This is a genomic window from Paenibacillus sp. ov031 (genome assembly GCF_900143165.1).
GTDB lineage: Bacteria > Bacillota > Bacilli > Paenibacillales > Paenibacillaceae > Paenibacillus > Paenibacillus marchantiae.
Genome location: NZ_FRDO01000006.1, coordinates 74865 through 99807 on the forward strand (window position 1 = coordinate 74865; position 24943 = coordinate 99807).

The window sequence follows — 24943 nt, forward strand, 5'->3', positions numbered from 1 at the left end:
GAGAGGTTCCATTCATCGCTGGAACTGCTCCGGAAGCGCCTGCCTGCTGTTTGAGATCCGAATGACAAGAGGAGGAAAAGATCGATGGGAACGCTACAGTCCCCAGAACCGGAATTGGGACCGAACGGGGCTCTTGCTGCTGCGGAGAGTCAGAAAATGGCCAATAGGGCGCTTTGGCGTAATGTTGCTTATCGCAGAATTTTGTGTGGCTATGGCATCTCCGTATTTGGTGATTGTTTCAACGGCATTGCCATCAGTCTGTGGGTGTTGCAGACCACAGGAAGTGCGAAGAGCATGGCAGCTGTACAAGTATGTAACATGGTCGTCAGTTTTCTGTTCGGATCATTCGCAGGTACGTTTGCCGACAGACTGGATCGCAGAACATTGATGCTGTCGTCGGATTTGTTTCGTGGGGCTATGGCGTTTATCATCGCGGTGAGTCTGTTTGTGCTGCACGCTCCTTTTCCAATCGTACTGCTCATGCTTTCCCTTTCGATGTTTTCCAGTCTGTTTCAGGCGCCAGCATTTCATGCTTCGGTAACCAGTCTGGTGGGGAGGGAGCATCTGCAACAAGCTACAGGAACCATCCATCTGGTTGATAATATTGCCCGGATCAGCGGACTGGCCGCAGCGGGCATTGCAGTTTCTGCATTTGGAGGATTTACGGCTATTATGATTACGGGTGTGACCTTTCTGCTGTCTGCGTTATGTGTGATGTTGGCTGGGCGTTTTCCGGATGTACAACGCTCTTCCATGCATAGAGGATCGTTCGTAAAGGAGTGGGGCGGTTCATTTTCCTACATCTTCTCTCATCCCCTGATTCGTTCAATCGTTATTCTTAATCCGCTGCTGATTCTCTTCTTCATGTCAGCCATCATGCTTGTTCAGGTCATGGCCGTCAAAGTATGGCAGGCGAATCCTGTCCAGTTCGGACTGATCGAGACATGTATTCCACTGGGGTACATGCTGGGTTCCGGGATTCTGATTGCCTCAGGCAATCGGCTGAAACGAAGGGGGCGATGGGTGTTCATCGGTCTGCTGGTTCTCGGCCCACTGTATATGCTGTTAGCCAATGTATCTTCTCCTTTGGTGGCCTTGCCGCTGATCATTGCCGGGGGAGCCATGTTTGCGTGCTGTACGATGTTAACCCAGATCATGATGCGTGCCGAGGTTCCCGATGAGCTGCAGGGGAGAATCTACGGGGTGCTCGGAACCATAACAAGTACAGCCCCAATCCTGGGATTAACGGTGGTTTCCGTTTTGGCTGATCAGTGGGGTGCCCAAACCGTGCTGGAGAGCCTGGGAGCATTGCTGTTGGTGGTAGGAATTATTGCGGCAGCAGGATTAAAATCCATTCGGAACTATCGATAGTAAATGCATGCCATAGATAAGGACGAGCCTAATCAAAGAACCCGGAAGCAGGCGCTTGTCGCGTCTGACTCCGGGTTGAATGATAGGACGGTGAAGGAATTAAGGCTGCCAGTCCACTGTAACGGTTGCGGTTCCACTGGTTGGTGTGGTGAAGGTATGATTATTGCCATTTTCCCACGTAATCGTTGAGCCGTTCTTTTTGAAAAACTTGAATTCCAGATTCGTTCCGGCAGGCACGCTGACGTCATAATACCAGGTTGGATAAGAATAGATGACCTGATTGAAGACCGGACCAATGGCGAGAGGGCCTGTAGACCAGTTCCCTAGCTCCGCAACATTGCCTGTCAGATAGAGATTCTGACCGAGTGTAGTAGATGCATTGTTGATGACAAAACGGACGGAAACCTGGTTGCCACTAAGAATCGTGAAATTGTTATAAGTGTTGCTGTTGACTCCGCTCGCTGCGACTTTAACTGCATAGTTGCCGGCAGCAACAGCAGGGATGGTCACTTTGATCTGAGTATCTTCCCATGATGTGATGGCTGAACCGGTAACAGCGGTTGTACCGAAATAGACAGTGCCTTTGGTAGTACCAAATCCACGACCATCAATGGTAACAGTATTACCCGCTTTACCCATTACAGGGCCCACATGCCCGATAGTTGGTGTAGTGGTATTGGCTGTATACTGCCAGACCGCTGTAGCTCCTGCTGCCAAAGTGAAGTTAGCGACGTTACCTCCTGTAGAGGTAATGTTATTACCGCTTAATGCACCTGCAAGAACATCGTTGTATGTACCCGAAGGGAGTGAAGTGGTCAGACCACTGATGGATGTGGACGTCGAAAGATTACGGTTAACCGCTACGACAGCCACGTTGTTGCCGAATTTACGTTCATACACATACACATCGTTGTTAATCCAGCGCTGCTGGGTTGTTCCATAGGCGATGGCTGGATTGGTTTTGCGCAATGGAGCCAGCTTGCTGATGACGTTAAAAGCAGTTGTTGTTTTGGAGAACGAAGGCATTTTGGCACGGTTGTTAGGGTCGCCGTTACCTGTCAAATACTGCTCAGTGCCATAATAGATGGCTGGCACGCCCCGCGAGGTAAGTGTAAATGCAAGAGCTTGTTCCAAGCGACGGTTATTGACAGCACTTGTTTTGAAGCGATCCATGTCATGGTTATCAATGAAGGTCACTTGGTCATTCACCTGGGCATAATCAGCGGCTGTGCTGGTGATCATGGAATCCAGGGCAACCATCGTGGATGTGTTATCACGGAACACATTACGTACTTCATTGTTGAAACGGAAGTCGAGCAGACTCATACCGGATTGGTTGGCGAAGTTGGTATTGTCCGCATCGGATGCAGATGAACCCAGGAACCATTCACCAAACGTGAATACCGGTTTGTAGCCATAGATGGAGGACATCCAGTTTTTTTGCCATCCCATCGGCATATGCTTCACCGCATCCACCCGGATTCCGTCAATACCCATATCCAGCCAGAGCTTAATCGCATCCTTGAAGTAGGTGTCAATGGTGCTGTTATTGTGGTTCAGGTCAGCGAGATCATAGAGATTTTTGTAGATACCGTTCTCCAGTGTGGAGAAGTCGGAGCCGCCATTGTGGTGGAATAATTTGTTCGTATCATTGGTGTAGCCACCAAGCAGAGTGCCGTTATTGTATAACTTTCCATTCTCTGCGAACGAGGTGTCGGTTTCCATGGCAGGAGAGGTATGGTTAGGAGCAAAATCAATGATGACTTTAATGCCTTTGGCATGTGCCGTATTGATCAGGTTCTGAAAATCGGTCATCGTACCGAAAGCAGGATTGGTCTTCTTGAAGTCACGTGCCCAATAGCCGTGATAAGCCGTATTGTTGACACCGGAATAGTTAATCAGCGAGTAAATGTTCTCCACAGGCTGGGAAATCCAGAGTGCCGTAATACCTAGATCGGAAAAATAGTTGTCGTTGATCTTGTTGATCAGTCCTTGCCAGTCGCCCCCGCAATAGAGCTTCAGGTTAGAACAGGAGGCGTCATAGGCTCCCCCGGTAGGGTTGTTGGAGGGATTGCCGTCCAGAAAGCGGTCGGTAAATACCTGATAAATAACATCGGTGCTGAAGTTCTGCTTGTTGCTTACAGCCGTATCAGCATCTGCAAATACGGAGGCCGCCGGGAATAATGGCAGTGCACTTCCGGCCAGCAAGCTGAAGCTCAACGTGGTACTGAGGATGATTCGCTTGGTCCATTTGAACATTGGTAATCCACCCTTCGTTTATTATATAAATTGAACTAAAGAATATTTACACTTACCACTCCGATGACAGAACAACCTTCCGATCGCTGTTATCCCCAGATTTTTTTGATGCCCTTTTCAAAGGGGGAAATCCGGGGATAAAGGCGAAGCGTATGCTTCCGATGGAGCTTTCCTTCAGAAAGCTTTTAGCTTCACTTCTTCAGGTTATTTCTGTCCTCTCCGTTCTCGTGCAAATGTGTAGTTCAATTTATATAGATTTGTGATCTCTTTTTTGATTGGAAAAGCGCTTTCAACATTGGACGTTGGTAGGTTATTCTTAACGATATCCCCCCTTTATGAACGCCAACAACCCCGGCACCTCCTGCTGGAGTTACCGGGGTTGTCCTAAACCGATTGGGTTTAAAAGCATGGCCCTCTAGTTATAATCACAACGTTATGATAATTAAATAATGGTTTGGTTGTCAATAACTTTTTCTTGAGCATTTTTTTTCTATTTCTATATTTACAAATCAGGCTCAACAGATTTAAACTATTCGCAGACCCACCAATATAAGGGCTATGCATTTTAGAACATTTCGGTGTTTTAAAACAACCCCGTCTCTTCAGAGACGGGGTTGTTTGTCGATGTAGCCAAGGGAAGAACGAAGCAGGACTAACAAGTAAATCCCGGTAGTTTAAAAGGGAAATCTATAGGAGAGGCGGTTGATGGATCAGTGAACACTCATTCTGTCATCGAATGTGTGGAAGGTTTCAAGGCATCCAGGCTGGACAACACAAGAAAGATTTTTGTCTATTTGCCACCAGGCTATAAGGAGCATGTGGATCAACGCTATCCGGTGTTATACATGCATGCGGGTCAGAGGGCCTTCGGCTCTTCGACTGCGGGAAATGAAACGTGGCACGTAGATCAGGCGGCAGACCAACTGATTGATCAAGGCTTGATGGATGGACTGATCATTGTCGGAATTGCCCATGTTCGTCCAGTTACACACAATGAATTCTATCATTTCATTGCGCCTGCAAGAGAAGCGGTGAGTGTGGGCTGCTCAGGCCTGGATTATGAACACTTTATCATTCATGAACTGAAACCATTCATTGACGAGCATTACCGCACACTTCCAGACAAGGACAATACGGGACTGCTTGGTTCTTCCGCAGCGGCACTCAGCACCTTCCATATAGGAACACGTCATCCTGAAATTTTTGGCAAACTGATCATGCTCTCTCCCTTTTTCGTGGACGTGCAGCTGGATGAAACGTCGGAGAGCAGGTTACAGGAAGAGGATATGTACCTCATGCCTGAGGGCAGTGCTCCCATTCAAATGTGGATGGATATTGGGGACGCAGAAGGATTGTTTCTGCCTTCCCAGGTAAGGAATGTCGTCCATCAGATGCTCGAACTGGGATATAAGCCTGGCAAGGATATCGCATTTCTGGAACAGCAGGATGCAGGTCATCAGGAAGCGGATTGGGGAGAGCGGGTTCACCTTCCGCTTCTGTACATGTTTGGCCGAATCGGGAATCCAGTCTCTCTGGAGCTGATGGGAAGGGACGTTATTGGATTGAAGGGCGGCATGAGCGGGTACATCAATGCGCTGCTTCATTACGATAGCGGGTTCACCATGAGTGTGCTTGAAGGGGATTATAGGTCCGATCACCCTGATGTTCTTGAGGTTCGACCCAATGGGGAACTGTTTCCTGTCAAGATAGGTCATGCAGTGGTTACCCTGACGGTGGGAGAGTTGTCGGCATCACGCATGTACACGGTTGTGGAAGAATTATCGGGTCACGTGACTGTCTGCATGAGTGCCGAGGTACCCTTTCAGGACATGTATGATGACTCGATCTACGGAGGCATGGGCATGAAGCTTCTGCACACCGGAGGTGGTCATTATGAAGGCTGTTTCGAGGTTCCACGTGACAGCGGATTTCGGTTCAGGTTCACGCGAGGCTTCCGGCAGTTTGAAACCGATGCAGATGGCAAGGCACTGCCCAATCGGGTGTTTCGTGCCCATGCTAATCTGTCTCTTCATTACAAAATCCAGTCTTGGGGCAGCACGGCTGCCAAAGCCGGGAATAGGAGGTAGCCATGATTAGTCAACCGTTCCAACCAACGATGGATATTCCGTATTATTATCCCTGTAATTTTCCTTTGATTCACGAAATCCTTCAGCGTCAGGGCTCGATAAGCAGTCTCGGTCTGTTAGCTTCCAGCCGCTTATATAGTCTGACTTCCTGTTCAGATCGTGGCCTAATTAAGCCTTACTTTCATAAGCTGGATTATGAGGAGCCGATGTGGGAAGTGTTTGGAGAACGGGAGTTTGACAGCTTCGAACAAGGAAAGGCATATATTCGGGAACGGCTTGAAAATGAGGGGCCTTTGGTCGTTACAGGCACAAGTTACTGCTTGCCTTATGGGGATGATTATCGAAATCCCGAGTATATTCATAAACTCGTTAAACAAGACTCACGCCTGCATCTGGTCGATCATTGGCTGGCTGTGTACGGAATGGATGAGGAGCAGTTCTATGTCTATGACCCCGTTCCCTCCAAATACATGGGAGCTGTGTCATCACCTGATTTCCAAGAGTTCTGGAAAGGAAACAAAAATATCTCCGAGCTCGAAATAGCCCGGCGCAAAGAAACATTACGAACATATGGCACGATGGAGATCCGTGCAGTGGAAACACTCGACTCCGCAGGCTATCGGAACATGCTGCGCTCTGCGCTGGCGACACAGGCCCATGAATTCATCGCGGGCAGAACGATCTGGGAGGGCAATCGAAGCTATTATTTTGGACAGGCTGTCACATCACAATTGTTACAAAGATTGCACCCGGATGCCGAGGTGGATCGGGAACAGGAGAAAGCTATCTCCGCGTTCCTGTTCGACATGCGCTGGAGCCGCTACTTTTTCCGCGATTTGCTGGAAGAGGCCGCCCAATGGCTCGATTCTCCTCATGATCAATATGTTGCAGAATTCGGTGCAATGATTGCCCGATGGGAACAGGCGCATAAGCTGCTGCAGATCGCCAGAATGAAACGAAGCCCTGAATGGCGGGAGCAGTTAACAGATATTATCGAACAATTGGCGGCGGACGAATTACGCTGGTACGAAGCGCTAATGACGACACATCAGCATGCTGATCGCTTCAGACAGATCCCATCGACTGTGGGAAATCCCGCGCCTACGCCTTCACATCGGGAAGTCATTGAGCGGATTGTGCTGGACAGCTGCGATGAGCTTAATCGGTACCATAACGCGCCCATTCCTCTAGAGCATGGCTTGCAGGCGCCCCTATATGGAAGTCGGGGAAGACTGGACTCCCTTGAACTTGTAACTTTACTTGCCGTTGTCGAGCAAAGTGTTGAAGATACGTTCGGTGTAGGGATAACCCTCGCGGAAATGGCGGCAGCTTCCATGCCAGAAAGTCCTTATCGAACGGTGGAATCACTGGTTGAATATCTGGAGGCGCAATTGAAACCTTGCCCAAAGGATGATGAGGGATGAATATCACTTTTCTTCTGGAACGGTTCGCCGCGTATGACCATCGTCCTGCGTTGATATGGAAGGACGAGCAGTATAGTTATAACTGGTTATTGGATCAGGTTCACACCTTTAGCCAGTGGATTTCCAGAGAAGGGATTGAAGGGACAACCGTTGCGCTTGAAGAGGATTATTCTCCTTATGCGGCAGCGGCATTGATCGCTCTACTGGAGCGGAATTGTATTGTGGTTCCGATGGATCGACACTTGGTCGAGGCTAAAAGGAATGAGTATACAGCGCTCGCTCAGGCAGAATGGCGCATGAGTGTTGGGGAAGGGGAAGCTATAGCCAGACGTTGCTCCGTGCAAGGCTCTCGGTCCCCGATTTTGGATAGGCTGAGTCAGGAAAAGAACGCAGGTCTGGTAATCTTCTCATCCGGATCGACAGGGCAAAGCAAAGCTGCTGTTCACAGCGCGGATCGTCTGTTGCACGGGTTCAGGCGGCAAGTCCGGCCGCTCTTTACCATTCCGTTTATGATGTTTGACCACATTGGCGGCTTAAACACGATGCTGCAATCCCTGTCCAGCGGCGGCTGTTTATGCGTCATACCGGATCGCTCCCCCCTGGAAGTATGCAAAACCATTGAAAAGTACCGTGTTCAGGCCTTGCCAGTCTCACCAACGTTCATGAATTTGCTGCTCCTTAGTGGAGTCTATCAGGAGTTCGATCTATCCAGTCTCGAAGTGGTCTCCTATGGTTCAGAGGTTATGCCAGAGGCGCTGCTTACCGCATGGAATAGACAGTTTCCGAATGTACGTACGGTGCAGGCTTATGGTATGTCGGAGCTTGGCATTCTGCCGACACGCTCCAAAAATTCCGGTTCATTGCTATTTACGGTTCGTGACGGAGAAGTCCGTTATCGGATTGTGGACGGGTTGCTTGAGATCCAAACAAAAACGGCCATGATTGGGTATCTGAACGCTCCGTCTCCGTTCACGGAAGATGGTTGGCTCCAGACCGGGGATGAAGCGGAGATGGAGGATGGCTACATTCGCATTTTGGGTCGCCGCTCCGAGATCATTAATGTAGGCGGACGTAAGGTTTATCCTGCGGAAGTGGAGAGTATTCTGGAACAAATGGAATTCATTGAAACAGCAGTCGTGAGTGGCGAGTCAAGTGGGATCATGGGACAGATGGTAAAGGCCACGGTCAGACTTACAGGTGAACAGACTCTTACGGAACTACGCAGACAAATCTGGGATTTTTGCCGAGACAAGCTACCCCAGTACAAAATCCCGCAAAAGATTGTGATTACTCAGGAGACATTAACAAGTTCAAGAATGAAGAAAATAAGAATTCCCGGTCCTATCTCCTCCGTTCGGGATGAGGTTGCGGCTAGCCTGGAGGAGGATATGGAAGGGACACAATACTGATTGAACGAATGAATAAAGTGACTCATGAATGCCAATGCAGCAGGGGACATCATGAGTTGTAATAGGAGAGGGGAACCTTCGGATGCATGACGCACCGATGGTTCCCCTTTTTTCACTTTGAGAGATAAACATACACAGTATTCTTGCGAATGATCTGGGATAGCATCGAGAAGGGCTGTTCATTAATGTAATTGTTATGCCTTAACGTGTGATTTGACATCCAACTGCAACAGGGAGAAACCGTACGCTTCCAAGTCCAGCTTCAGCTTGTTCTGCTGAGTTTCCCGAGTTGTGGCTGAGAATACATTACGCCAAGTTCCTTGGTGTAGTGGCAACTCCATACTGCGTGGTTCTTCACTTGCATTCAGGACGAGTACAAATTGTTCCCCGGTCTCCTGATCCTTGCGTCCAATGGCAATGCACGGGTCTCCTGCTTCCGCGTAAATCATGGTGATGTCCGCACTGCGCAATGCAGCGTGTTGTTTACGCAGGGCAATGGCTTGGGTGAAGAAATCGAGCAGATCCTTGTTCTGCTTCTGTTCGTCCCACTCCATACATTTGCGACAACCTGGATCATAGCCACCATCCAGCCCTACCTCGTCACCATAGTAAATACAAGGAGCACCTGGGTACGTAAGCAGCAGAATGACAGCTAGCTTCATCTTGCGTACATCCCCTTCACATAGGGTGAGCAGTCTTGGTGTGTCATGACTGCCGAGCAGGTTGAAAGCTGCTTCGGTTACAGGCTGTGAATACGCAGCAAGCAGTTTGCCAACCTCGTTGGCAAATCCGAGGCCGTCCAGCTTGCCAAGCACAGCGTAATCCATGACTGAATTCGTGAAAGGGTAGTTCATGACTGCATCAAACTGATCCCCCTGCAGCCACATGATGGAATCATGCCAGATTTCGCCTAGTAGATAGGCATCCGGGTTAAGTGATTTGACCGTTTGCCGGAATTCACGCCAGAATTGATGGTCTACCTCATTGGCAACATCCAGCCTCCAACCGTCGATACCCATATCCTGAATCCAGTAGCGGGCCACCTCCAGCAAATATTCCTTAACCTCGGGATGCTCCGTGTTCAGTTTAGGCATAAGGGGTTCGAAGGCAAAGGTATCATATGTGGGAATACCATCCTCGATACGTGCCGGCCATTCTCTGACATGGAACCAATCTGCATAACGGGAAGCAGCCCCTTTTTCAAGCACATCTGCGAATGGAAGGAACTCTCTGCCTGAGTGGTTAAACACCGCGTCCAGAACTACCCGTATCCCACGTGCATGGCATGCATCCACAAGTTCCTTCAATTTCTCATTGGTGCCAAAGTGCGGATCGACCCTCAGGTAGTCTGCGGTATTGTACTTATGGTTGGTTGTAGCCTGGAACACCGGGCAGAAATAAATGGCGTTAATGCCAAGTGCGCTCAGATGATCGAGGTGGTCCAGAACACCTTGCAAGTCACCTCCGAAAAAATTGACAGGCGTCGGTTCACCGCCCCAGGGTTCAGCATTCTTTGGACTGATCGACGGATCACCATTGGCAAAACGTTCAGGGAAGATCTGATAGAATACAGCATCCTTAACCCAAGCAGGTGCCTCGAAGAAATCCACCGGATTCATAAATGGAAAATCGAAAAATTCCAACGGATGATCAGGCAGAGCCTGTTCGAATCCCCGTTCCGTCATCCAGACCGATTCTTCTCCCTCGATCAGTTGGAAGCCGTAGCGTAATCTACGGTAAGGTGGTTGCGCTTCCACTTCCCAATAATCGAACAGGGCATCACGGGCAAAGATTCGCATCGGAAGGTGGAGAACCGTACGATCCCATGCATATTTATCCCCGATGATGGCGATAACAGCATCCAGGTCGCCCCGCTTGGAACGGAGCCTCAGGTGCATGGTGGAACGGTCATATACGTAGGACCAATTCATTTTGGGACGATGATAAATAGCTTCAAGTAACATAGCATTCACTCCTTATCTGGGATGGATCATATGGCTATAAACGCAAAAAAGGCACAACCCCAATGTTCACGAGGTTGTACCTTTCGGCAGCATAGCCTTTTGATTATAGTGCTATTATACGAACTAAATTGGAAAAAGAAAACACTTTTTTTTCCTGGAATCTCAATATATCGAATTCGAAACGCAGGGTGCTTTTCGCTTCATATATGAGGTAAAGGTGACTTGAATTCACCGTTTAGATTTAGGTACTATTTTTTAAAACTCATACCCGAGTTTATTGGCATAGGCAGACAATTCTTTTTGGAACTTCTCGATATTTTTCTTGCCGGTATCAATTTTGGCGTTGGCTTGTTTCAGGACAGCGCTGTTTACCGTTGTTTTGGAGACCGCTTTTTTAGCGAGTTGGAATCCTTCCAGCTGTGTATAGCTACCTTTGATCAAGTTGGCGTGGATTTTTTGCAGTTCCGCATTTTGTGGCTTGATCAGCTTCAGCTTGGATACATATTTGGTGTAGTTAGGAATCGCTGTGTTGGTCAATTTCAGGAAAACGGACTTGCGATTGGAAGATGTAATGTAAAATCCCCCGCCCAAAGCATCGAAAGCTTTCTCCTCATATACGGATGCGCTATCCAGTTGATCCATGTAGTTCAAGAAATCTGCTTCGTCGGCTGTAAGTTCCGGCTCTTCTTCTGTTGTGTCAACTTCGGAGTATGCGTCTTCCGAATATGTAGTAGTTGAGTCATCCGCAGCAGCGGCATAGGACCCTGCAGGTGCAAATACCCCGCCAAGCAAAACAAAACTCATAATGATGGATAGTGCCCATGATTTCTTCACGTTCTAATTTCCCCTATCTATATATGTGATATTATTCCAATGGATAATCTAACATAGCGCGACAAGAAATTACAGGAATCGATTGACAGTAAATTGGTTGTTTTATATTGTTTCATGCATTTTCATATTGGTACACCATCATAGAAAGCTGTAATGACGGGGGTGATTAAGTAGGTATAAAGAGATATCTCGATGTTTAAACGTGTACATTTGTTCGGGAAAAATGAGGCATCTGGTTCTTTCAGAATATTTTCAGAAAGGATATATATGAAAAATCATAATGAATTTTGGGTTTATTTATTAATACTTTAAACCTATTTCCGTTTATAACGGTACGCCCGATAAATAGCATTGGAGTTGATTCATACATATTGGAGGAATAATTCATGAGTAGAAACAAACGATTTACCAAAATGATAATCCTGGCGTTAAGCATAAGTCTTGTGCTCTCGCTTGGGCTAATTCATCCCGTTCAAGCGGGTGGATGGACGCAGGATTCCTTTGAGAATGGGGATGCCCAATGGACGTCCACGAGTGGCAGTTGGTCTGTCGTTCAGGATCAGGGAAACGCAGTATATTATCAATCGGGCAAGAGCGAGGGCAGAAGTTCGGCGGGAGATGCGGAGTGGAGTAACTATGCCATTGCAGCGGATGTGAAAGTCGTCGATTTCAACGGATCGACTCGCACGTATGTAGCAGGCCGATATGCGGATGCCAACAATTATTATGCAGCGTCCTTGTACAACAGCAGTGGCGGGAAACTTGAAATTCGGAAAAAAGTGAATGGTTCTACCACAACGCTCGCCACAAAATCCGATTATAAGCTGGCTGTGGATACATGGTATAACGTCAAACTTGAAATGAACGGTTCATCCATTAACATGTACGTGAATGGTGTATTGGAGCTGTCTGCTACAGATACCGACATGACCAAAGGGAGTGCAGGGTTGGTGACCTTGAAGTCTCTTGTCATGTACGATAATGTGAATATCTGGAATATCGGAGATCCAACACCAGTCACACCACCGACAGATTCAACAACGGAACCATCCACGGGTACACCAAGCGATCCGTCAACAGAAACACCACCGACCGATCCTGGAACTGAACCTACGGAGCCAGATCAGACAACAGAATGGGCTGCGTATAATTTGACTGGTTTTGCCGCAGCGAATACGACCGGTGGTGGTATCATCTCGGATACTGATTCACGTTATATGCGGGTATATACCGCCAGTGATCTGGCTCTGGCCTTGAAGAAAGGCTCCAAAACCAAAGTAATTGAGATCATGAATGATCTGGATCTGGGATGGAACGAGCTTCCTGCGGCAGCTCAGGCTGCTCCTTTTAGCGCACATAATAATGCGCTGACACATCCTGTTCTGATGAAGACAGGGGTTAGCAGAGTGAGCATTGATAACTTCGATGGCCTGACCATTTTCTCGGCTAATGGAGCAACAATCAAGCATGCAGCGTTCACGTTCAAACGGAGCAACAACGTAATTATTCGCAACCTGGCATTCGATGAACTTTGGGAGTGGGATGAGGCTACCAAGGGCAATTATGATAAAAACGATTGGGACTACATTACCGTTGAGAATAGCAGCAACGTCTGGATTGATCATGCCACATTCCACAAAGCATACGATGGACTTGTTGATGTGAAAAAGGGCAGTACAGGCGTCACTATTTCCTGGTCATCCTTTGTAGGGGACGATCAAGGTCCTAATAGCTGGGTCACCCAGCAGATCAATGCGCTGGAAGCCAATAAATCGGCCTACCCGATGTATGCCTATCTGAGAAGCAATGCTGTTGGCATGAGTATGGAACAGATCATCGCAGTGGCGGCGAGCCAGAAGAAGGGACATCTAATTGGCGCTACTGAGTTCGCAAGTGACAATGCTGATCTGGAAGTCACCTTGCACCACAATTACTACAAGGATATCCAGGATCGTATGCCACGCCTGCGTGGAGGGAATGTGCATGCATACAATATCGTCATGGACAATGCCTCTACCTGGGATTTGAAGAAAAACATCACGTCCAGTATGTCTAAAGCTATCTCGGCCAAAGGGTATCATTTTGGGATTACCAGCAATGGTGCAATTTCTACGGAAAGTGGTGCGGTGCTGTTAGAGAATTCGGTCATCCTTGGCGTGCAATATCCGCTGCGTAATAATCAGGCCGATGAGTCGAAAAGTAATTACACGGGGAAGATTGCAGCGATAGATACGATCTATTCATTGGATGGAAGCATCTTTAGAGGCAACAGCGACGATGCCAAAAGTCCACTTTCACCAGTACCGGCATCCTTGAAGCCGTTCTCTTGGAATGGATTAACCGCGCTGCCATACAGCTACACGGCAGAAGATCCTGCCAGACTTCAGGCAAGACTGAATTCTACATCCGGCGCCGGGGCAGGACAACTGTCTTGGACTCCGGCCCAGTGGCTGGCGACGAGTTATAATTAAGTTCACCAATTAAAATAGTAGCAGACCATGGGCTGCCTTGAAGTAGATCTTTCTACGGATGAGGCAGTTCTTTTCTATTGTCATATTTATTTTGAATGTAGTTTTTTCGATATAAATTCTCTGAGAAGTGATGTACAGAGGCGGTCAGATGGTATAATTGGGTGAAGTGTTATTGTCTCACCAAGTATTTTCGAAAAGGTTTTCGGGAAATGTTCTATTTTTGTTTGTAACCGCAATCATTAATACACACAGAAAGTGAGAGCTGAGATGAATCAGAAAAAGCTTTTTACGGATGGATGGCAATTTGCGAAAAGTAAGCTGGATGTTACGGAGCCTGTGGGGTTAACGTTTGAACCGGTTGAGCTTCCTCATGATTGGCTGATCTATAATACGCTTGAACTGTATGAGGACAGCATCGGATGGTATCGCAAGACATTTCCATATACGAAGGATGAGCAGCAGCTTCTGCTTTGCTTTGACGGGGTGTACATGGATTCTTCCGTATATGTAAACGGGCAACTTGTCGGGGAATGGAAGTACGGCTATTCGGCTTTTGAGCATGAGATCACGAGTGCTTTGGTGAAGGGTGACAACGAAATTGTAGTCAAAGTTGTGCATCAGAGTCCCAACAGCAGATGGTATTCCGGGGCCGGAATTTACCGCAATGTGTGGCTCAAAACGAGAGATCGGAATCATATCGTCACAGACGGTACCTATGTATCGATTCAGCAGCAGCCAGAAGGCTGGCAGGTTGAGGTGGATACGGAGCTGAGTCTCAATCAGAACGCACAACTTGTGCACACGATTTGGTATCAGGGTAATCAGATCGTATCCAGCAAAGAGGACGTTATAACTACAGCGGGTAAAGACACCGGATATGGAGAGATACAATCCAACAGCCGACAGCTGACGGTCGATCTTCCGAAGTTATGGAGCCCGGATGAACCGAATCTGTATGATCTGGTAACGGAACTACAAGTAGCTACAGGTGAGCAGGGCTATGAGACGATCGAGACCGTCACACAGCAGATTGGTTTCAGGGATATCAAGTTGGATGCAAACGAAGGATTCCACCTGAATGGGGTCAAGATGAAGCTGAACGGCGTGTGTGAACACCATGATCTTGGGGCGCTGGGGGCTGCTTTTAATCTAACTGCGCTGCGCAGAAGATTTGTGCTGTTGAAGGAAATGGGCGTTAACGCTATCCGGACCGCTCATAACATGCCTGCCAAAGAGTTCATGGAACTTGCGGATGAGATGGGTATGCTGATCGTTTCGGAAGCGTTCGATATGTGGGAGAGAGCCAAGACCCCTTTCGACTATGCGAGATTTTTCCCGGAATGGGCACATACTGATGTGAAGAGCTGGGTGAAGCGTGACCGTAACCATGCAAGTCTGATTATGTGGAGTATCGGTAACGAGATTTACGACACTCATGCGGATGAGCGGGGGCAGGAAGTAACCCGCATGCTGATGGATTATGTATTGGAATTTGATCCAAAAGGGAATGCAGGCGTGACGATTGGTTCGAACTACATGCCATGGGAAAACGCACAAAAATGTGCAGACATCGTGAAGCTCGCAGGTTATAACTACGCGGAGAAATACTACGACAAACATCACGAAGAACATCCGGACTGGATTATCTATGGTAGTGAAACGTCGTCTGTAGTGCAGAGCCGTGGGATCTATCACTTCCCGTTTGAGCAATCCATACTGGCAGATGATGATGAGCAGTGTTCGGCACTTGGGAACAGTACGACAAGTTGGGGCGCGAAGTCGGCAGAATATTGCATTTTGGCAGAACGAGATACGCCGTATTCCTTGGGGCAGTTCCTGTGGACCGGATTCGATTATATTGGAGAACCAACACCGTATCATACAAAGAATTCATATTTTGGACAGCTGGATACAGCAACGTTCCCGAAAGATTCCTACTATATCTACCAAGCAGCCTGGACGGATTACAAGAAAAGTCCAATGGTTCACCTGTTCCCTTACTGGGATTTCAGCCCTGGTCAGCTGATCGATGTACGCGTGTGCAGTAATGCGCCGAAGATTGAATTGCAGCTGAATGGCAAGACAATCGGCACGTATGATATCGACCATGCAAAGGGAACCCAGTTGGCAGGCTGGTGGAAAGTGCCATATGAAGAAGGCGAGCTCAAAGCCATCGCTTATGATGAACACGGCAACGTTATTGCAACGGATGTGCAAAGATCCTATACAGATGCGAAGAAGATTCGTCTGCAAGCCGATCGGGAGCAGCTGCAAGCGGACGGTACGGATCTTATTTTCGTGGAAATCCAAGTGGAAGATGAAGCGGGCAATCCCGTGCAAAATGCAAACAACCGTGTGCAGGTCCAAGTGACAGGTGCAGGTCGTCTATTGGGTCTGGATAATGGAGATAGCACGGACTATGATCCATACAAAGGTCTCAGCAGAAGACTGTTCAGCGGCAAGCTGATGGCAATCATCGGAGCAACGAACGAATCGGGAACCGTGCGGATTGAGGTGACTTCGGAAGGATTGGAAAGTGCAGCTGCCGAGTTCGAATCGCGAGCTGTTGCAGGCGCAGGAGATCGTACCTTAGGTGATTCCGGTGCCGCAGCAGGACAGGAGCAAACCGTACTTATGAGTAATACGGAACGTCCGGTGTTGACGGGCTGCGCGCAGGAGATTCCTTTGCGGAAAATCGAGATTATCAGCGAAGATGGACAGCTATTCGATCCATCGAAACAGCAGATGACGGTGTGCGCCAAGCTGTATCCGGAGAACACATCCTACCGGGATATTGAGTGGGCAGTTGTGAACGATGCGGGTATCGAATCCAACATTGCCAAGGTCGAAGCCAACGGTCTGGAAGTCAACGTATCCGCTCTGGGCGATGGAGAATTCCGTCTTCGTGCGACGAGTAGTAATGGTACAGATAAAACGAAACTGATCTCCCAACTGGAGTTCAAAGCAACGGGTCTGGGTACGGCTTACAAAGATCCATACGGCTTTATTACAGGCGGACTGTACGATTACACCAAAGGGGATGTAGGTAACGGTAATGAACGTGGGGTAGCGACAAGCCGGGACGGGGAGACACATGTGGGCTTTCGCAATATCGACTTCGGGCCGTACGGCTCCGATACCATTACGATTCCAATCTTTGCGTTGTCCAGTGAAGAGTACTTCATTCAGATTTGGGAAGGTATGCCGGATGAAGAGGGAAGCACACTGCTGGCAGATGTGGTATATGACAAAGAATCCAGATGGAATGTGTATCAGGAAGAGACGTATCAACTGTCCAAGCGGCTAAGCGGAATTACGTCGATCTGTTTTGTACTGAAGCAGAAGATTCATATCAAAGGTTTCTCATTCGAGCGCCAAAGCCGCGCATTTGAACAGAATACGGCTGCATCATGCGATCATCTTTACGGGGATACGTTCAAGATCGAGGGTAATCATGTTGAGGGGATCGGGAACAATGTGTCGCTGGAGTTTGAAAATATGGACTTCACGGCAGAAGGCACGTCCAAGCTTGTGATCTATGGACGTTCACCGATTGATAAAAACACGATTCATATCCGCTTTGCAGGTGAGGACGGACAGAGTAATCATCTGGTCGAATTCACACAGTCCGATGGATATGAGGAGCGAGTGTTTGAGCTTGAGCAGGTTAAAGGTGTGCAGAAGGTAACCTTTATTTTCTTGCCTGGCAGTCAGTTTGACTTTGGCTGGTTCCGGTTCGAGAAGTAGGACGCCAGATATAGTAGTTCAGGGATAGAGATGATTTATATCAATCCTCTTCAAGTAAACGGTATTTATTACGAACAAGACGTTTACCTGAAGGGGATTTTTTTGTATGCTATGCGATTCGTTTAGCTTCCTTAATCTTTCTTATCAGCATCGTCAATGGTCAGCATAGCTTTCTCTGAATCCCAGGACACGTTCAATCCCAAACCACGCAATACCTCAAAAGGCACTGTAGTTGCTCCCGAGTAGTTATTTATGGGTTCAGGTAGCTGCATGACTTGCTCCTCAGACGCATCTGCGGAAGTTATAACATACTGTGTCTCGTTAGGTCGGATTGTGATTGTCCGATTGTCATATTTCAACGTATAGTAGTCCAGGCTACCTTCTCCCTTAAGAATCTCAAACTTTGCTCCGAGTGCTGTGGCGATTGATTTTATTGGAATTTGCATGGTCTTAGGCGTTTCAACAGCGGCATACATCGACTGGAACAGCTCGCCGTTCAGATATACATCTGTGCCAATTTTGGCTTGAACGGGTTTGTAGACCATTCCTCCAGATGACGTTGCAGGTGCACCCGCTTCCTCGTATTTATCACTTCCCCAGCCCCAGACGGTTCCATCCGAGGATAGGGCAAGACTGTGGTAATATCCTGCTGAAATATCGGTAATACCAGATAAATGGTTTACTTTTCCTTCTTTGCCGTTCACGCTTCTTCCGTAGCTGTACACCTCACCGGATGTCGTGAGTAATAACATATATTGCGTATTTCCATCCATCTTCTTCACCTTGAAGTCGTAATGAAAGGCAAATGCTTTCCCTGTCTCGTCCACACCCCAGACTTTCCCGTTCTTATCCAGTGCAAGCAGGGACGTATCTGTTCTTGTGATCGAAGATATGTTGGTCAGACCTTTTATCTTGGTAGGTTTGGACAGGACTTTCCCGGATTCGTCTGGCTCGTTCCACGTCCATACGGAGCCATCTTTCTTCAGAGCATAACCGTGCAGACCTGCGGAACCAACCTGGATGACATCTTTCAGTCCGCTAATTGCATGCGGTTTACGTACGAGATCATCTGAATTGATTCCTTGAGCGTTAGGGCGCTGCCATGACCAGACTGTCCCGTTCTGGAGAAGGGCGACAGTGAAAGAACCAGTCACTACATCCTTCGCAGAGTTGATGCTTTCGACTTTGCTTGGTAGTTTGCCAGCACCCCACTCCCAGACCGTTCCATCTGCCTGAACTGCTGCGTTGATTCCACCACCGGCGGCTGAAATAGCTATTACATTAGATAGTTCCGGTACGCGGATGGGACTAAATGTATGACGATATCGAATGTTCTCGCTCACACCCAGCTCTCCCAACAGATTGCGGCCCCAGGTCCAGACCGAACCATCACTTCTCAAGGCGACTGTGTAATAATAAGCTCCCTCTACAGCGGTATAGTGGAGTTTCTTCTCTGTATTTACTGCATTCGATTGAACAGAAGTGTTACTGGCGGAATGATGTACGTTAGGGGCTGCATGAGTAGTTGGCTCAGCTGTCAGCTCCATCAACAAGCTTGATGCAACTAATGCGGCAGCCACTGCAATGGCGAATCGTCGGGACGATTTACTTTTACTATTGGGTCTATGATTCAAACGTGAAGTGGGGCGTCGTTTATCTTTTGCTATGTCATCGGATGGGTTAACCGAACGCATGGGTATCGCCTCTTTTTCAGATGAGATGGACGTAAATGATGCATTGCTATATAAACACTTTATGGTGGGGTGAAGTTACATACAAATGATAAAAATTCCTTTATATTGAAGATCCCTACTGAGTGTGTTTAAGTTATTTCTAACAGCACATAGGTAACATGTACGAGATTTTAGCGTCTTAATTCATGAGGTGATTGGATGAAAAGAGTACTGCTCACGCTTTTGTTAGCGTTAATGATGTTAACATCCTGTGAGGCAAATGATCCGACAGTGGATTCTCCAGTGGTTTTGAATTCATTTCCGGAAATTATTGAGCCACATAACCCTGAGCAAGCGGAGCAAAGTGGGGATGTCGTTGTGCTTCTCGAAGGCATGCGGAATCAGGATAAGTGGAACACATTTGTGAAGAATGTGAAGAACAAACAGCAGGATCAGGTTCGTGTGACGATGTATACCATTGAGGGTGGGGCTATTATCCATGAATTGATTTACGATGGCTCAGCCATTCAATCGACTTATGATAACTCAAGGGATGCCTATGGCTCCAAACAGGGGATCACGACCAATACCTGCGAAGGGATCGGTACGATGAAGAGTGAGCAAGGACGTGTTTTTAACGTGTTAACCGGTTGTGAGAAGGCAGGCAGTACCTTTTCTATTCCCAAGTGATGAGAGCGGTATCTAACCGTAAATAATTGAGTTATGTAATTATTCATGTTGTAAATCAAAAAAAATCCTGCGAAGCCGAGGCTTTTCAGGATCTTTTTGCTGCCATATGGAGAGTGAGAGCTGATGGTTTATGCATACAAAGCATTGGATAGTTCGATTAGATTACCGTCAGGATCACGTATATACACCGAACAGATTGGCCCCAGTGCACCTGTTCTCTTGACTGGTCCTTCTTCGATCTTCGTGTTCTGTCGTGTTAAATGCGCAATGACTTCCTCCAGCGGTGTGCTGACCAGAAAACAAAGATCTGCTGAACCCGGTGTGGGGATATGAGCTTTGGGTTCAAACTCTTTGCCCCGTTCATGCAAATTGATTTTTTGCTGTCCAAATTGTAATGCTTTTCGGCCCTGGCCGAATTCGACCGCTTGCATGCCTAATACATTCGTATAAAATGCAATCGTTGCTTCCAGATTTTCCACGGTTAACACGAGATGATCAAGTCGTTCTATTTTCATGGATAAGCCTCCTTTAAAATGGATTATTAGCTCCTGTGAGACGATATTAGTATTATACCTTAGAGATTGGTGTGGGTAATCGGTTTAGGCAACGCCGAGCCTTCGGATATTTTAGTGGAAAAGTAGAATATGAAGGGGAGAGCGAGCAAGATTAGACCGATGATCACGGCGACGATGATACTCTTTTTGTTCAATTTATAGCTCCTTTCGGAAAAATATATTCTAGCACAATGGGTATATAACCTATATATTAACCAATTGATCGAACATGCACGAATGCGCAATATATCTGCCTAAGGATCTTTACCAACTTCCAGTTAGACTATGTGAAAATGAATCCTCCGTTTGATTCCAATCCTCCTTCTAACTTGTTAAAATTTAGGTACATATACTACGGTCAGGTTGGCGGTGAAGATAGAATGCAGCGTATTCAGGTACATCCCGATGTATTAGAGGAAAAAGCCCGATTAGTTCAGCAAAAGAAGCTGGAACTGGAGCGAATGGTACGGGAACTTGAAAAATCAATTTACCTGTTGCAGTCCGAATGGTCTGGTGTCACAGGAGAGCGGTTCTTCTGGGATTTTATGCAGGTGAAAGAAGTTTTCCCAGCCACAATTGGGCTATTGGATAAAATTCAAAATGAATTTATATTTATAGCTAAGAATTTCAGAACAGCCGATGGTTCGGGTGAGGTTGCTCTATATATACCTGAAGAACTGAAACGAAATTTCGGTGTTGGACTGCTGGACAAGTCGGTGGGAGAAACAGTAACCGGAATGGGACAGACGGCGGAGGCGCTCTTTTATGATCCATTCGGCACGGTCGCTAGTGTGGCCTATGGGCTGACTTTGGGCAGAGTGGTCGATGTTGGACGAGGAATCGGATTCGCATGGGATGCCGCTTGGGGCACAGGAACAGCCAGGTCTGACATTGAGCAGTTTGTAGATGAGCAGAAGAAACAGATGGATGAGAGTGGGGCAGGATATTATAGTGGTTCTGTGATGGGTCAGGTATTGGCCTACGCCTTTGTTGGCAGGGCACTTCGTTCGAAAGAGGATATGGGCGGGGGATTAGGGGGAGGTAAGAAAGAATCGGATAAGGGTAAAGAAGGGCCTGGACAAGATGGTAAACCTGTTGTAGATAAAGAGAGGTGGCTCGGGAGTCTACAAAATACAGAAAACTTTAAAACAGGAACTAAAGAAAACGGATTAAGCCATATTTTTGGTGGTGAAATACTCAAAAATGGGAATGCCAATGGTTTTCATTATGAAGGGATGCCAAATAGTAACGGCAAAATTGTTGGGAAAGTTGATACACCTAATGAGTTTGGTGTCTATCAAGCCAATGTTGAAATTAATGGAGTACCAAAAGGACCCAAATCCACATTTTTTCCAAAGGAATGGACACCACAACAGGTAATTGATTCAGTAAATGAAGCTTTTAATAGTAAAGTAAATATAAAAAACAATAAATATATAGGGAAAACAAGCACAGGTATGGAAATAGAGCTTATTTTGAGAAATGATAAGATAATCTCAGCATACCCAATATACTGAATTGGAGGGTACATTAGTGAAGATAAAATATAATTATAAATTGAAATACATGGATGAATTTAATATGGTTGTAATGGATTTTGACGAGGAAAAATCACTTGAGTTCGCCACTATGATAAGTGATCCTTTAGGATCTGATATACCTTGGAGATTTGAAGATTTGAGAAAAGATATTGAGAATTATTTTGATTTATTAAGGGGAGGAATCCCCGAATATAGACATGGAGGAAATGCATCCAGCGTCATATCACATAAAGATTACACAATAATTGAAGATCCATTTTATGATGAGGAAGAAGATGAAATTGAACCGATTTGTAAGTTAGAGACAGTTGAATTCGTAAAAATAATATTACTATGGGCTTACGAAACTTACAAATTTAAAAGTAAAAAGGGAGTGATTGCTTTAAAGGAGGCAGAAATGGTTATGAAATGGGTTGAACAAAAGATGTTAGAAGTTGAGAGTATAGAAAATGAATCTATACAATAGCTGATATAAAGCTCATCCCTGATCATGCCGACTTATCTTTTATCGAGTGCTGCTCGGAACATATGTAGAAAAGAGAAACTTTTCTTTGATAAGGATGAAGAAACTTACAATAGCGAAGGTGCATTAAAATATACTCGACTATATATAAGTGACACGCCATTCAAGGAGAATTACTCAAGGACGCTTAGCTTTAGTGTATATGATGAACCTTATGAATTTCAAACCGTTACTTATGACTGGGATGATACGCAAAATGAATATTTTAAAGCAGTAGTATCTGATGATTTTGATGATAATGAGGATTTATTATTTAAATTCCTTTTTGCTTTTCTGAGCGAATTCCCCGATGCAAGAGTATGGATTGAGAAAGATTGGTTTTACAATTTGAAAAATATGAAAAAGATAAAGGCATCCTACAATAATAATTGGTGCTATATTGATCGCAAGAACATGTAAAAAACCAACATGTCCATTAATTGATAATGCTTACAGGCACTTCTACCAGACAAAAAGTAGAGGTGCATTTTTATGGAATTTAATAATGGATGGTGTTTTCTGGATGATACTTTGTATGGAGCTTACAGTTAATGTCTGTGGATATTAAGTCCAATTACAGTTCCTACAGAAATATACATATGGAGAAATTTGGTAGCCCTGCCGTTCAGATGCAATAGAGAGGGCGCCACCCTTTTCAGGTTTTGGGCTTAGTAAGGATACTAGCAAGTACTACGATTATGAGATTGATTACTAAATGTTGAGGTGAAACAGAATGTTATTGGAAAATGCAGTATCCAAACTAAATAGTATAAATTGGGGCTCAGTAGGTACTGTTATCTCTGAGGAGGATACTAACCTCGGCTATGAATTTCTCAGAAGAATGGCTCAGTTTTTTAAAGCGGAGCAGCTGAAGCCTATGCCACCTGCATTTACAAATGTGGCGAAACTGTTAGGAGATCAAGAAGAGGAATTAGATATTTCAGCTTATTGTAGTTCAGAGGCTGTTGCTTATTTGAATCAAAACTCATATGTGAAAAGAATATTTGAATACTATTTACAGTTGGCGAAGTACGCAGAGAATAACACGGGCATTAGTCAATATCTAGACATTTATGAACCGTTAATTAAACTTTTTGAAAGGGGCGGCTCTTTTACCATCAAACCACTCTCTCTAGAAATTATACAAGTCTCACATTTCCCACTAAACAATTGGTATGAAAAATTTGTGGAGAAAGATCCGATTGATATTAATAATCTGTAGATCATATTTAATGTAATTGTATTCATACAAACAGTACTCCTACCAAATTATAGTAGAGGTTTGTATGTAAGAGTAGGAGGAGATTAAATGGCAACTGACTGCTCCTTGAAATGTGAAGAAGTTGTGTTGACAAAAGAAACTCTGATTGAGAAATTAACTAAGATCAATATTATTTGTGATGAAGTAATACAATTAGACAAAGGATTAAAAATTGAGGAAACAGTAAATAAAGTTGGATTTTCAATTGCTTTAATTGATACTTCAGCTAGTCCATTTGGTTACGATTCAGAGTTTCTTGCCAATGATTTTAAATATAATCAGAGTTTAAATTTCCGAATAGATAATGACTGGGATAGTATAGAGGAAATTATCCGCATTCTTGTACTTGTCTTTGAAATAATCGATTCGACGGAAAGTAACCTTTTGTTTCTTCTTAATGATAATGAATGTGTTTATAGAATTGATGGGATTCTAAGAATTAATAACGAAGACAGTTTTTGGGATCGAGTAGAGTACAGAAGGTTTATTGAAACCAGAGAATATAAAGATATGTAGAAGATTTTTAGTGAGATCAATTCAACAGGATTCTACTCATCGAATAGAGGAGGATCAGTACATGGATTACGAATTATTTCTACGATCTAATTTAGATCTTAATTCTTTAGGGAAGCTGTTAGAAAGATATACCATTGAATTTGTTAACGGATCAGTTTCATTTAATAGTAACGATGAAGAAATAGTAATTGGATCTAATTTTTTCTCTTTGACTCTTGAAATTGAAGATATTTCTGACATAGCTTTTGTTAGAAATCATTACAACTTAGATGTTAATGTGTGCATTAGGGTTCAGTTATTTGATAATACATTTTATGAAGGACTTGAGCATTTATTTAAAATCATAGGAAACCTTATAGGAAATACTAGTGGAAATCTTTTATTCCTAGAAGATGGTTCTACTCAACTACTTAGAATGGAGAATGGTCTGTTGGCGGTTAATAATCAGTTGGATGAATATCAAACTAGATACCTAACTCCAAGCCTTCTTCTTTTAATTGACCGTCCTTATATTGAAAAGGAGTTATCAAGTTAAAAAAAAGCAGCAGGTAAATGAAATAATGATACTACTCAAAAGCACTTCTACCAGACAAACGTAGAGGTGCTTCTTACTATTAAATACCTAGGAGAACAAATTGCT

General features: G+C 45.6%; 19 protein-coding genes. 13 read left to right on the forward strand and 6 right to left on the reverse strand.

Going from position 1 to position 24943, the window contains the following annotated elements:
- The first annotated feature begins 84 nt into the window (after window positions 1-84).
- Window positions 85-1371, forward strand: coding sequence for an MFS transporter (locus tag BUA17_RS22535; protein ID WP_072735070.1), 1287 nt, complete (start codon window positions 85-87; stop codon window positions 1369-1371).
- 99 nt (window positions 1372-1470) lie between these two features.
- Here BUA17_RS22535 and BUA17_RS22540 read toward each other — a convergent pair whose 3' ends face one another.
- Window positions 1471-3630 carry an alpha-amylase family glycosyl hydrolase gene (locus BUA17_RS22540; RefSeq protein WP_072735071.1) on the reverse strand — a complete coding sequence of 720 codons (2160 nt, stop codon included), beginning with the start codon at window positions 3628-3630 and terminating at the stop codon, window positions 1471-1473.
- 713 nt (window positions 3631-4343) lie between these two features.
- Between BUA17_RS22540 and BUA17_RS22545 the strand changes: the two genes are divergently transcribed.
- The 3 genes from BUA17_RS22545 to BUA17_RS22555 are packed head-to-tail and all read left to right on the forward strand — an operon-like array spanning window position 4344 to window position 8550.
- Window positions 4344-5717: an alpha/beta hydrolase gene (locus tag BUA17_RS22545; RefSeq protein ID WP_072735072.1), complete on the forward strand. Its 1374-nt coding sequence runs from the start codon at window positions 4344-4346 to the stop codon at window positions 5715-5717.
- 2 nt (window positions 5718-5719) lie between these two features.
- A complete protein-coding gene (locus BUA17_RS22550; RefSeq protein WP_072735073.1) occupies window positions 5720-7141 on the forward strand; it encodes a cysteine peptidase family C39 domain-containing protein in 1422 nt (473 codons plus the stop codon).
- On the forward strand, window positions 7138-8550 hold the full coding sequence (locus tag BUA17_RS22555) for an ANL family adenylate-forming protein (protein WP_072735074.1): 1413 nt from the start codon (window positions 7138-7140) through the stop codon (window positions 8548-8550). Before BUA17_RS22550 ends, BUA17_RS22555 begins: the two co-directional genes overlap by 4 nt.
- A gap of 194 nt (window positions 8551-8744) precedes the next feature.
- Here BUA17_RS22555 and BUA17_RS22560 read toward each other — a convergent pair whose 3' ends face one another.
- Together BUA17_RS22560 and BUA17_RS22565 are read right to left on the reverse strand one after the other, a co-directional pair.
- Window positions 8745-10514 (reverse strand): alpha-glycosidase, encoded by a 1770-nt coding sequence (locus tag BUA17_RS22560; protein ID WP_072735075.1) that lies wholly within the window; start codon window positions 10512-10514, stop codon window positions 8745-8747.
- A 255-nt stretch (window positions 10515-10769) separates the two neighbouring features.
- Window positions 10770-11348, reverse strand: a complete 579-nt coding sequence (locus BUA17_RS22565) for a hypothetical protein (protein ID WP_072735076.1) — start codon at window positions 11346-11348, stop codon at window positions 10770-10772.
- Window positions 11349-11734: 386 nt separating this feature from the next.
- On the opposite strand from BUA17_RS22565, the gene BUA17_RS22570 reads away from it, so the two are divergent.
- Together BUA17_RS22570 and BUA17_RS22575 are read left to right on the forward strand one after the other, a co-directional pair.
- Window positions 11735-13819, forward strand: a complete 2085-nt coding sequence (locus BUA17_RS22570) for a pectate lyase family protein (RefSeq protein WP_072735077.1) — start codon at window positions 11735-11737, stop codon at window positions 13817-13819.
- A 267-nt stretch (window positions 13820-14086) separates the two neighbouring features.
- Window positions 14087-17566, forward strand: a complete 3480-nt coding sequence (locus BUA17_RS22575) for a glycoside hydrolase family 2 TIM barrel-domain containing protein (RefSeq protein WP_072735078.1) — start codon at window positions 14087-14089, stop codon at window positions 17564-17566.
- A gap of 131 nt (window positions 17567-17697) precedes the next feature.
- On the opposite strand, the gene BUA17_RS22580 is transcribed toward BUA17_RS22575, so the two are convergent.
- Window positions 17698-19260, reverse strand: a complete 1563-nt coding sequence (locus BUA17_RS22580; protein ID WP_072735079.1) for a stalk domain-containing protein — start codon at window positions 19258-19260, stop codon at window positions 17698-17700.
- A 198-nt stretch (window positions 19261-19458) separates the two neighbouring features.
- Between BUA17_RS22580 and BUA17_RS22585 the strand changes: the two genes are divergently transcribed.
- Window positions 19459-19929, forward strand: coding sequence for a DUF4362 domain-containing protein (locus BUA17_RS22585; protein WP_072735080.1), 471 nt, complete (start codon window positions 19459-19461; stop codon window positions 19927-19929).
- Window positions 19930-20057: 128 nt separating this feature from the next.
- Here BUA17_RS22585 and BUA17_RS22590 read toward each other — a convergent pair whose 3' ends face one another.
- Both BUA17_RS22590 and BUA17_RS31905 read right to left on the reverse strand, forming a co-directional pair.
- On the reverse strand, window positions 20058-20444 hold the full coding sequence (locus BUA17_RS22590; RefSeq protein WP_072735081.1) for a VOC family protein: 387 nt from the start codon (window positions 20442-20444) through the stop codon (window positions 20058-20060).
- 59 nt (window positions 20445-20503) lie between these two features.
- A complete protein-coding gene (locus BUA17_RS31905) occupies window positions 20504-20638 on the reverse strand; it encodes a hypothetical protein (protein ID WP_256716861.1) in 135 nt (44 codons plus the stop codon).
- Between the two features lie 225 nt (window positions 20639-20863).
- Here BUA17_RS31905 and BUA17_RS30675 point away from each other — a divergent pair, with 225 nt between their 5' ends.
- From BUA17_RS30675 to BUA17_RS22625, 6 genes are all read left to right on the forward strand, one after another.
- Entirely contained in the window at window positions 20864-22000 is a 1137-nt protein-coding gene (locus BUA17_RS30675; protein ID WP_211754054.1) for an EndoU domain-containing protein, read from the forward strand.
- A 49-nt stretch (window positions 22001-22049) separates the two neighbouring features.
- Window positions 22050-22490 (forward strand): hypothetical protein, encoded by a 441-nt coding sequence (locus BUA17_RS22605; protein WP_072735215.1) that lies wholly within the window; start codon window positions 22050-22052, stop codon window positions 22488-22490.
- 24 nt (window positions 22491-22514) lie between these two features.
- A complete protein-coding gene (locus tag BUA17_RS22610) occupies window positions 22515-22946 on the forward strand; it encodes a hypothetical protein (RefSeq protein WP_072735082.1) in 432 nt (143 codons plus the stop codon).
- Between the two features lie 313 nt (window positions 22947-23259).
- Window positions 23260-23748, forward strand: coding sequence for a hypothetical protein (locus BUA17_RS22615; RefSeq protein ID WP_072735083.1), 489 nt, complete (start codon window positions 23260-23262; stop codon window positions 23746-23748).
- An 87-nt stretch (window positions 23749-23835) separates the two neighbouring features.
- Entirely contained in the window at window positions 23836-24303 is a 468-nt protein-coding gene (locus BUA17_RS22620; RefSeq protein ID WP_072735084.1) for a SitI3 family protein, read from the forward strand.
- Between the two features lie 61 nt (window positions 24304-24364).
- The gene (locus BUA17_RS22625; protein WP_072735085.1) at window positions 24365-24838 is read left to right on the forward strand and encodes a hypothetical protein; all 474 of its coding nucleotides are present in this window, start codon (window positions 24365-24367) and stop codon (window positions 24836-24838) included.
- The last annotated feature ends 105 nt before the right edge of the window (window positions 24839-24943 follow it).

Bases quoted from the DNA above. Each gene is read 5' to 3' on its own strand.
- BUA17_RS22620 (WP_072735084.1), top strand. From the start codon at position 23,836: ATGGCAACTGACTGCTCCTTGAAATGTGAAGAAGTTGTGTTGACAAAA.
- BUA17_RS22605 (WP_072735215.1), top strand. From the start codon at position 22,050: ATGGATGAATTTAATATGGTTGTAATGGATTTTGACGAGGAAAAATCA.
- BUA17_RS22540 (WP_072735071.1), bottom strand. From the start codon at position 3,630: ATGTTCAAATGGACCAAGCGAATCATCCTCAGTACCACGTTGAGCTTC.
- BUA17_RS22575 (WP_072735078.1), top strand. From the start codon at position 14,087: ATGAATCAGAAAAAGCTTTTTACGGATGGATGGCAATTTGCGAAAAGT.
- BUA17_RS22580 (WP_072735079.1), bottom strand. From the start codon at position 19,260: ATGCGTTCGGTTAACCCATCCGATGACATAGCAAAAGATAAACGACGC.
- BUA17_RS22625 (WP_072735085.1), top strand. From the start codon at position 24,365: ATGGATTACGAATTATTTCTACGATCTAATTTAGATCTTAATTCTTTA.
- BUA17_RS22555 (WP_072735074.1), top strand. From the start codon at position 7,138: ATGAATATCACTTTTCTTCTGGAACGGTTCGCCGCGTATGACCATCGT.
- BUA17_RS22570 (WP_072735077.1), top strand. From the start codon at position 11,735: ATGAGTAGAAACAAACGATTTACCAAAATGATAATCCTGGCGTTAAGC.
- BUA17_RS22550 (WP_072735073.1), top strand. From the start codon at position 5,720: ATGATTAGTCAACCGTTCCAACCAACGATGGATATTCCGTATTATTAT.
- BUA17_RS22610 (WP_072735082.1), top strand. From the start codon at position 22,515: ATGCCGACTTATCTTTTATCGAGTGCTGCTCGGAACATATGTAGAAAA.
- BUA17_RS22590 (WP_072735081.1), bottom strand. From the start codon at position 20,444: ATGAAAATAGAACGACTTGATCATCTCGTGTTAACCGTGGAAAATCTG.
- BUA17_RS22535 (WP_072735070.1), top strand. From the start codon at position 85: ATGGGAACGCTACAGTCCCCAGAACCGGAATTGGGACCGAACGGGGCT.
- BUA17_RS22585 (WP_072735080.1), top strand. From the start codon at position 19,459: ATGAAAAGAGTACTGCTCACGCTTTTGTTAGCGTTAATGATGTTAACA.
- BUA17_RS22560 (WP_072735075.1), bottom strand. From the start codon at position 10,514: ATGTTACTTGAAGCTATTTATCATCGTCCCAAAATGAATTGGTCCTAC.
- BUA17_RS22615 (WP_072735083.1), top strand. From the start codon at position 23,260: ATGTTATTGGAAAATGCAGTATCCAAACTAAATAGTATAAATTGGGGC.
- BUA17_RS30675 (WP_211754054.1), top strand. From the start codon at position 20,864: ATGCAGCGTATTCAGGTACATCCCGATGTATTAGAGGAAAAAGCCCGA.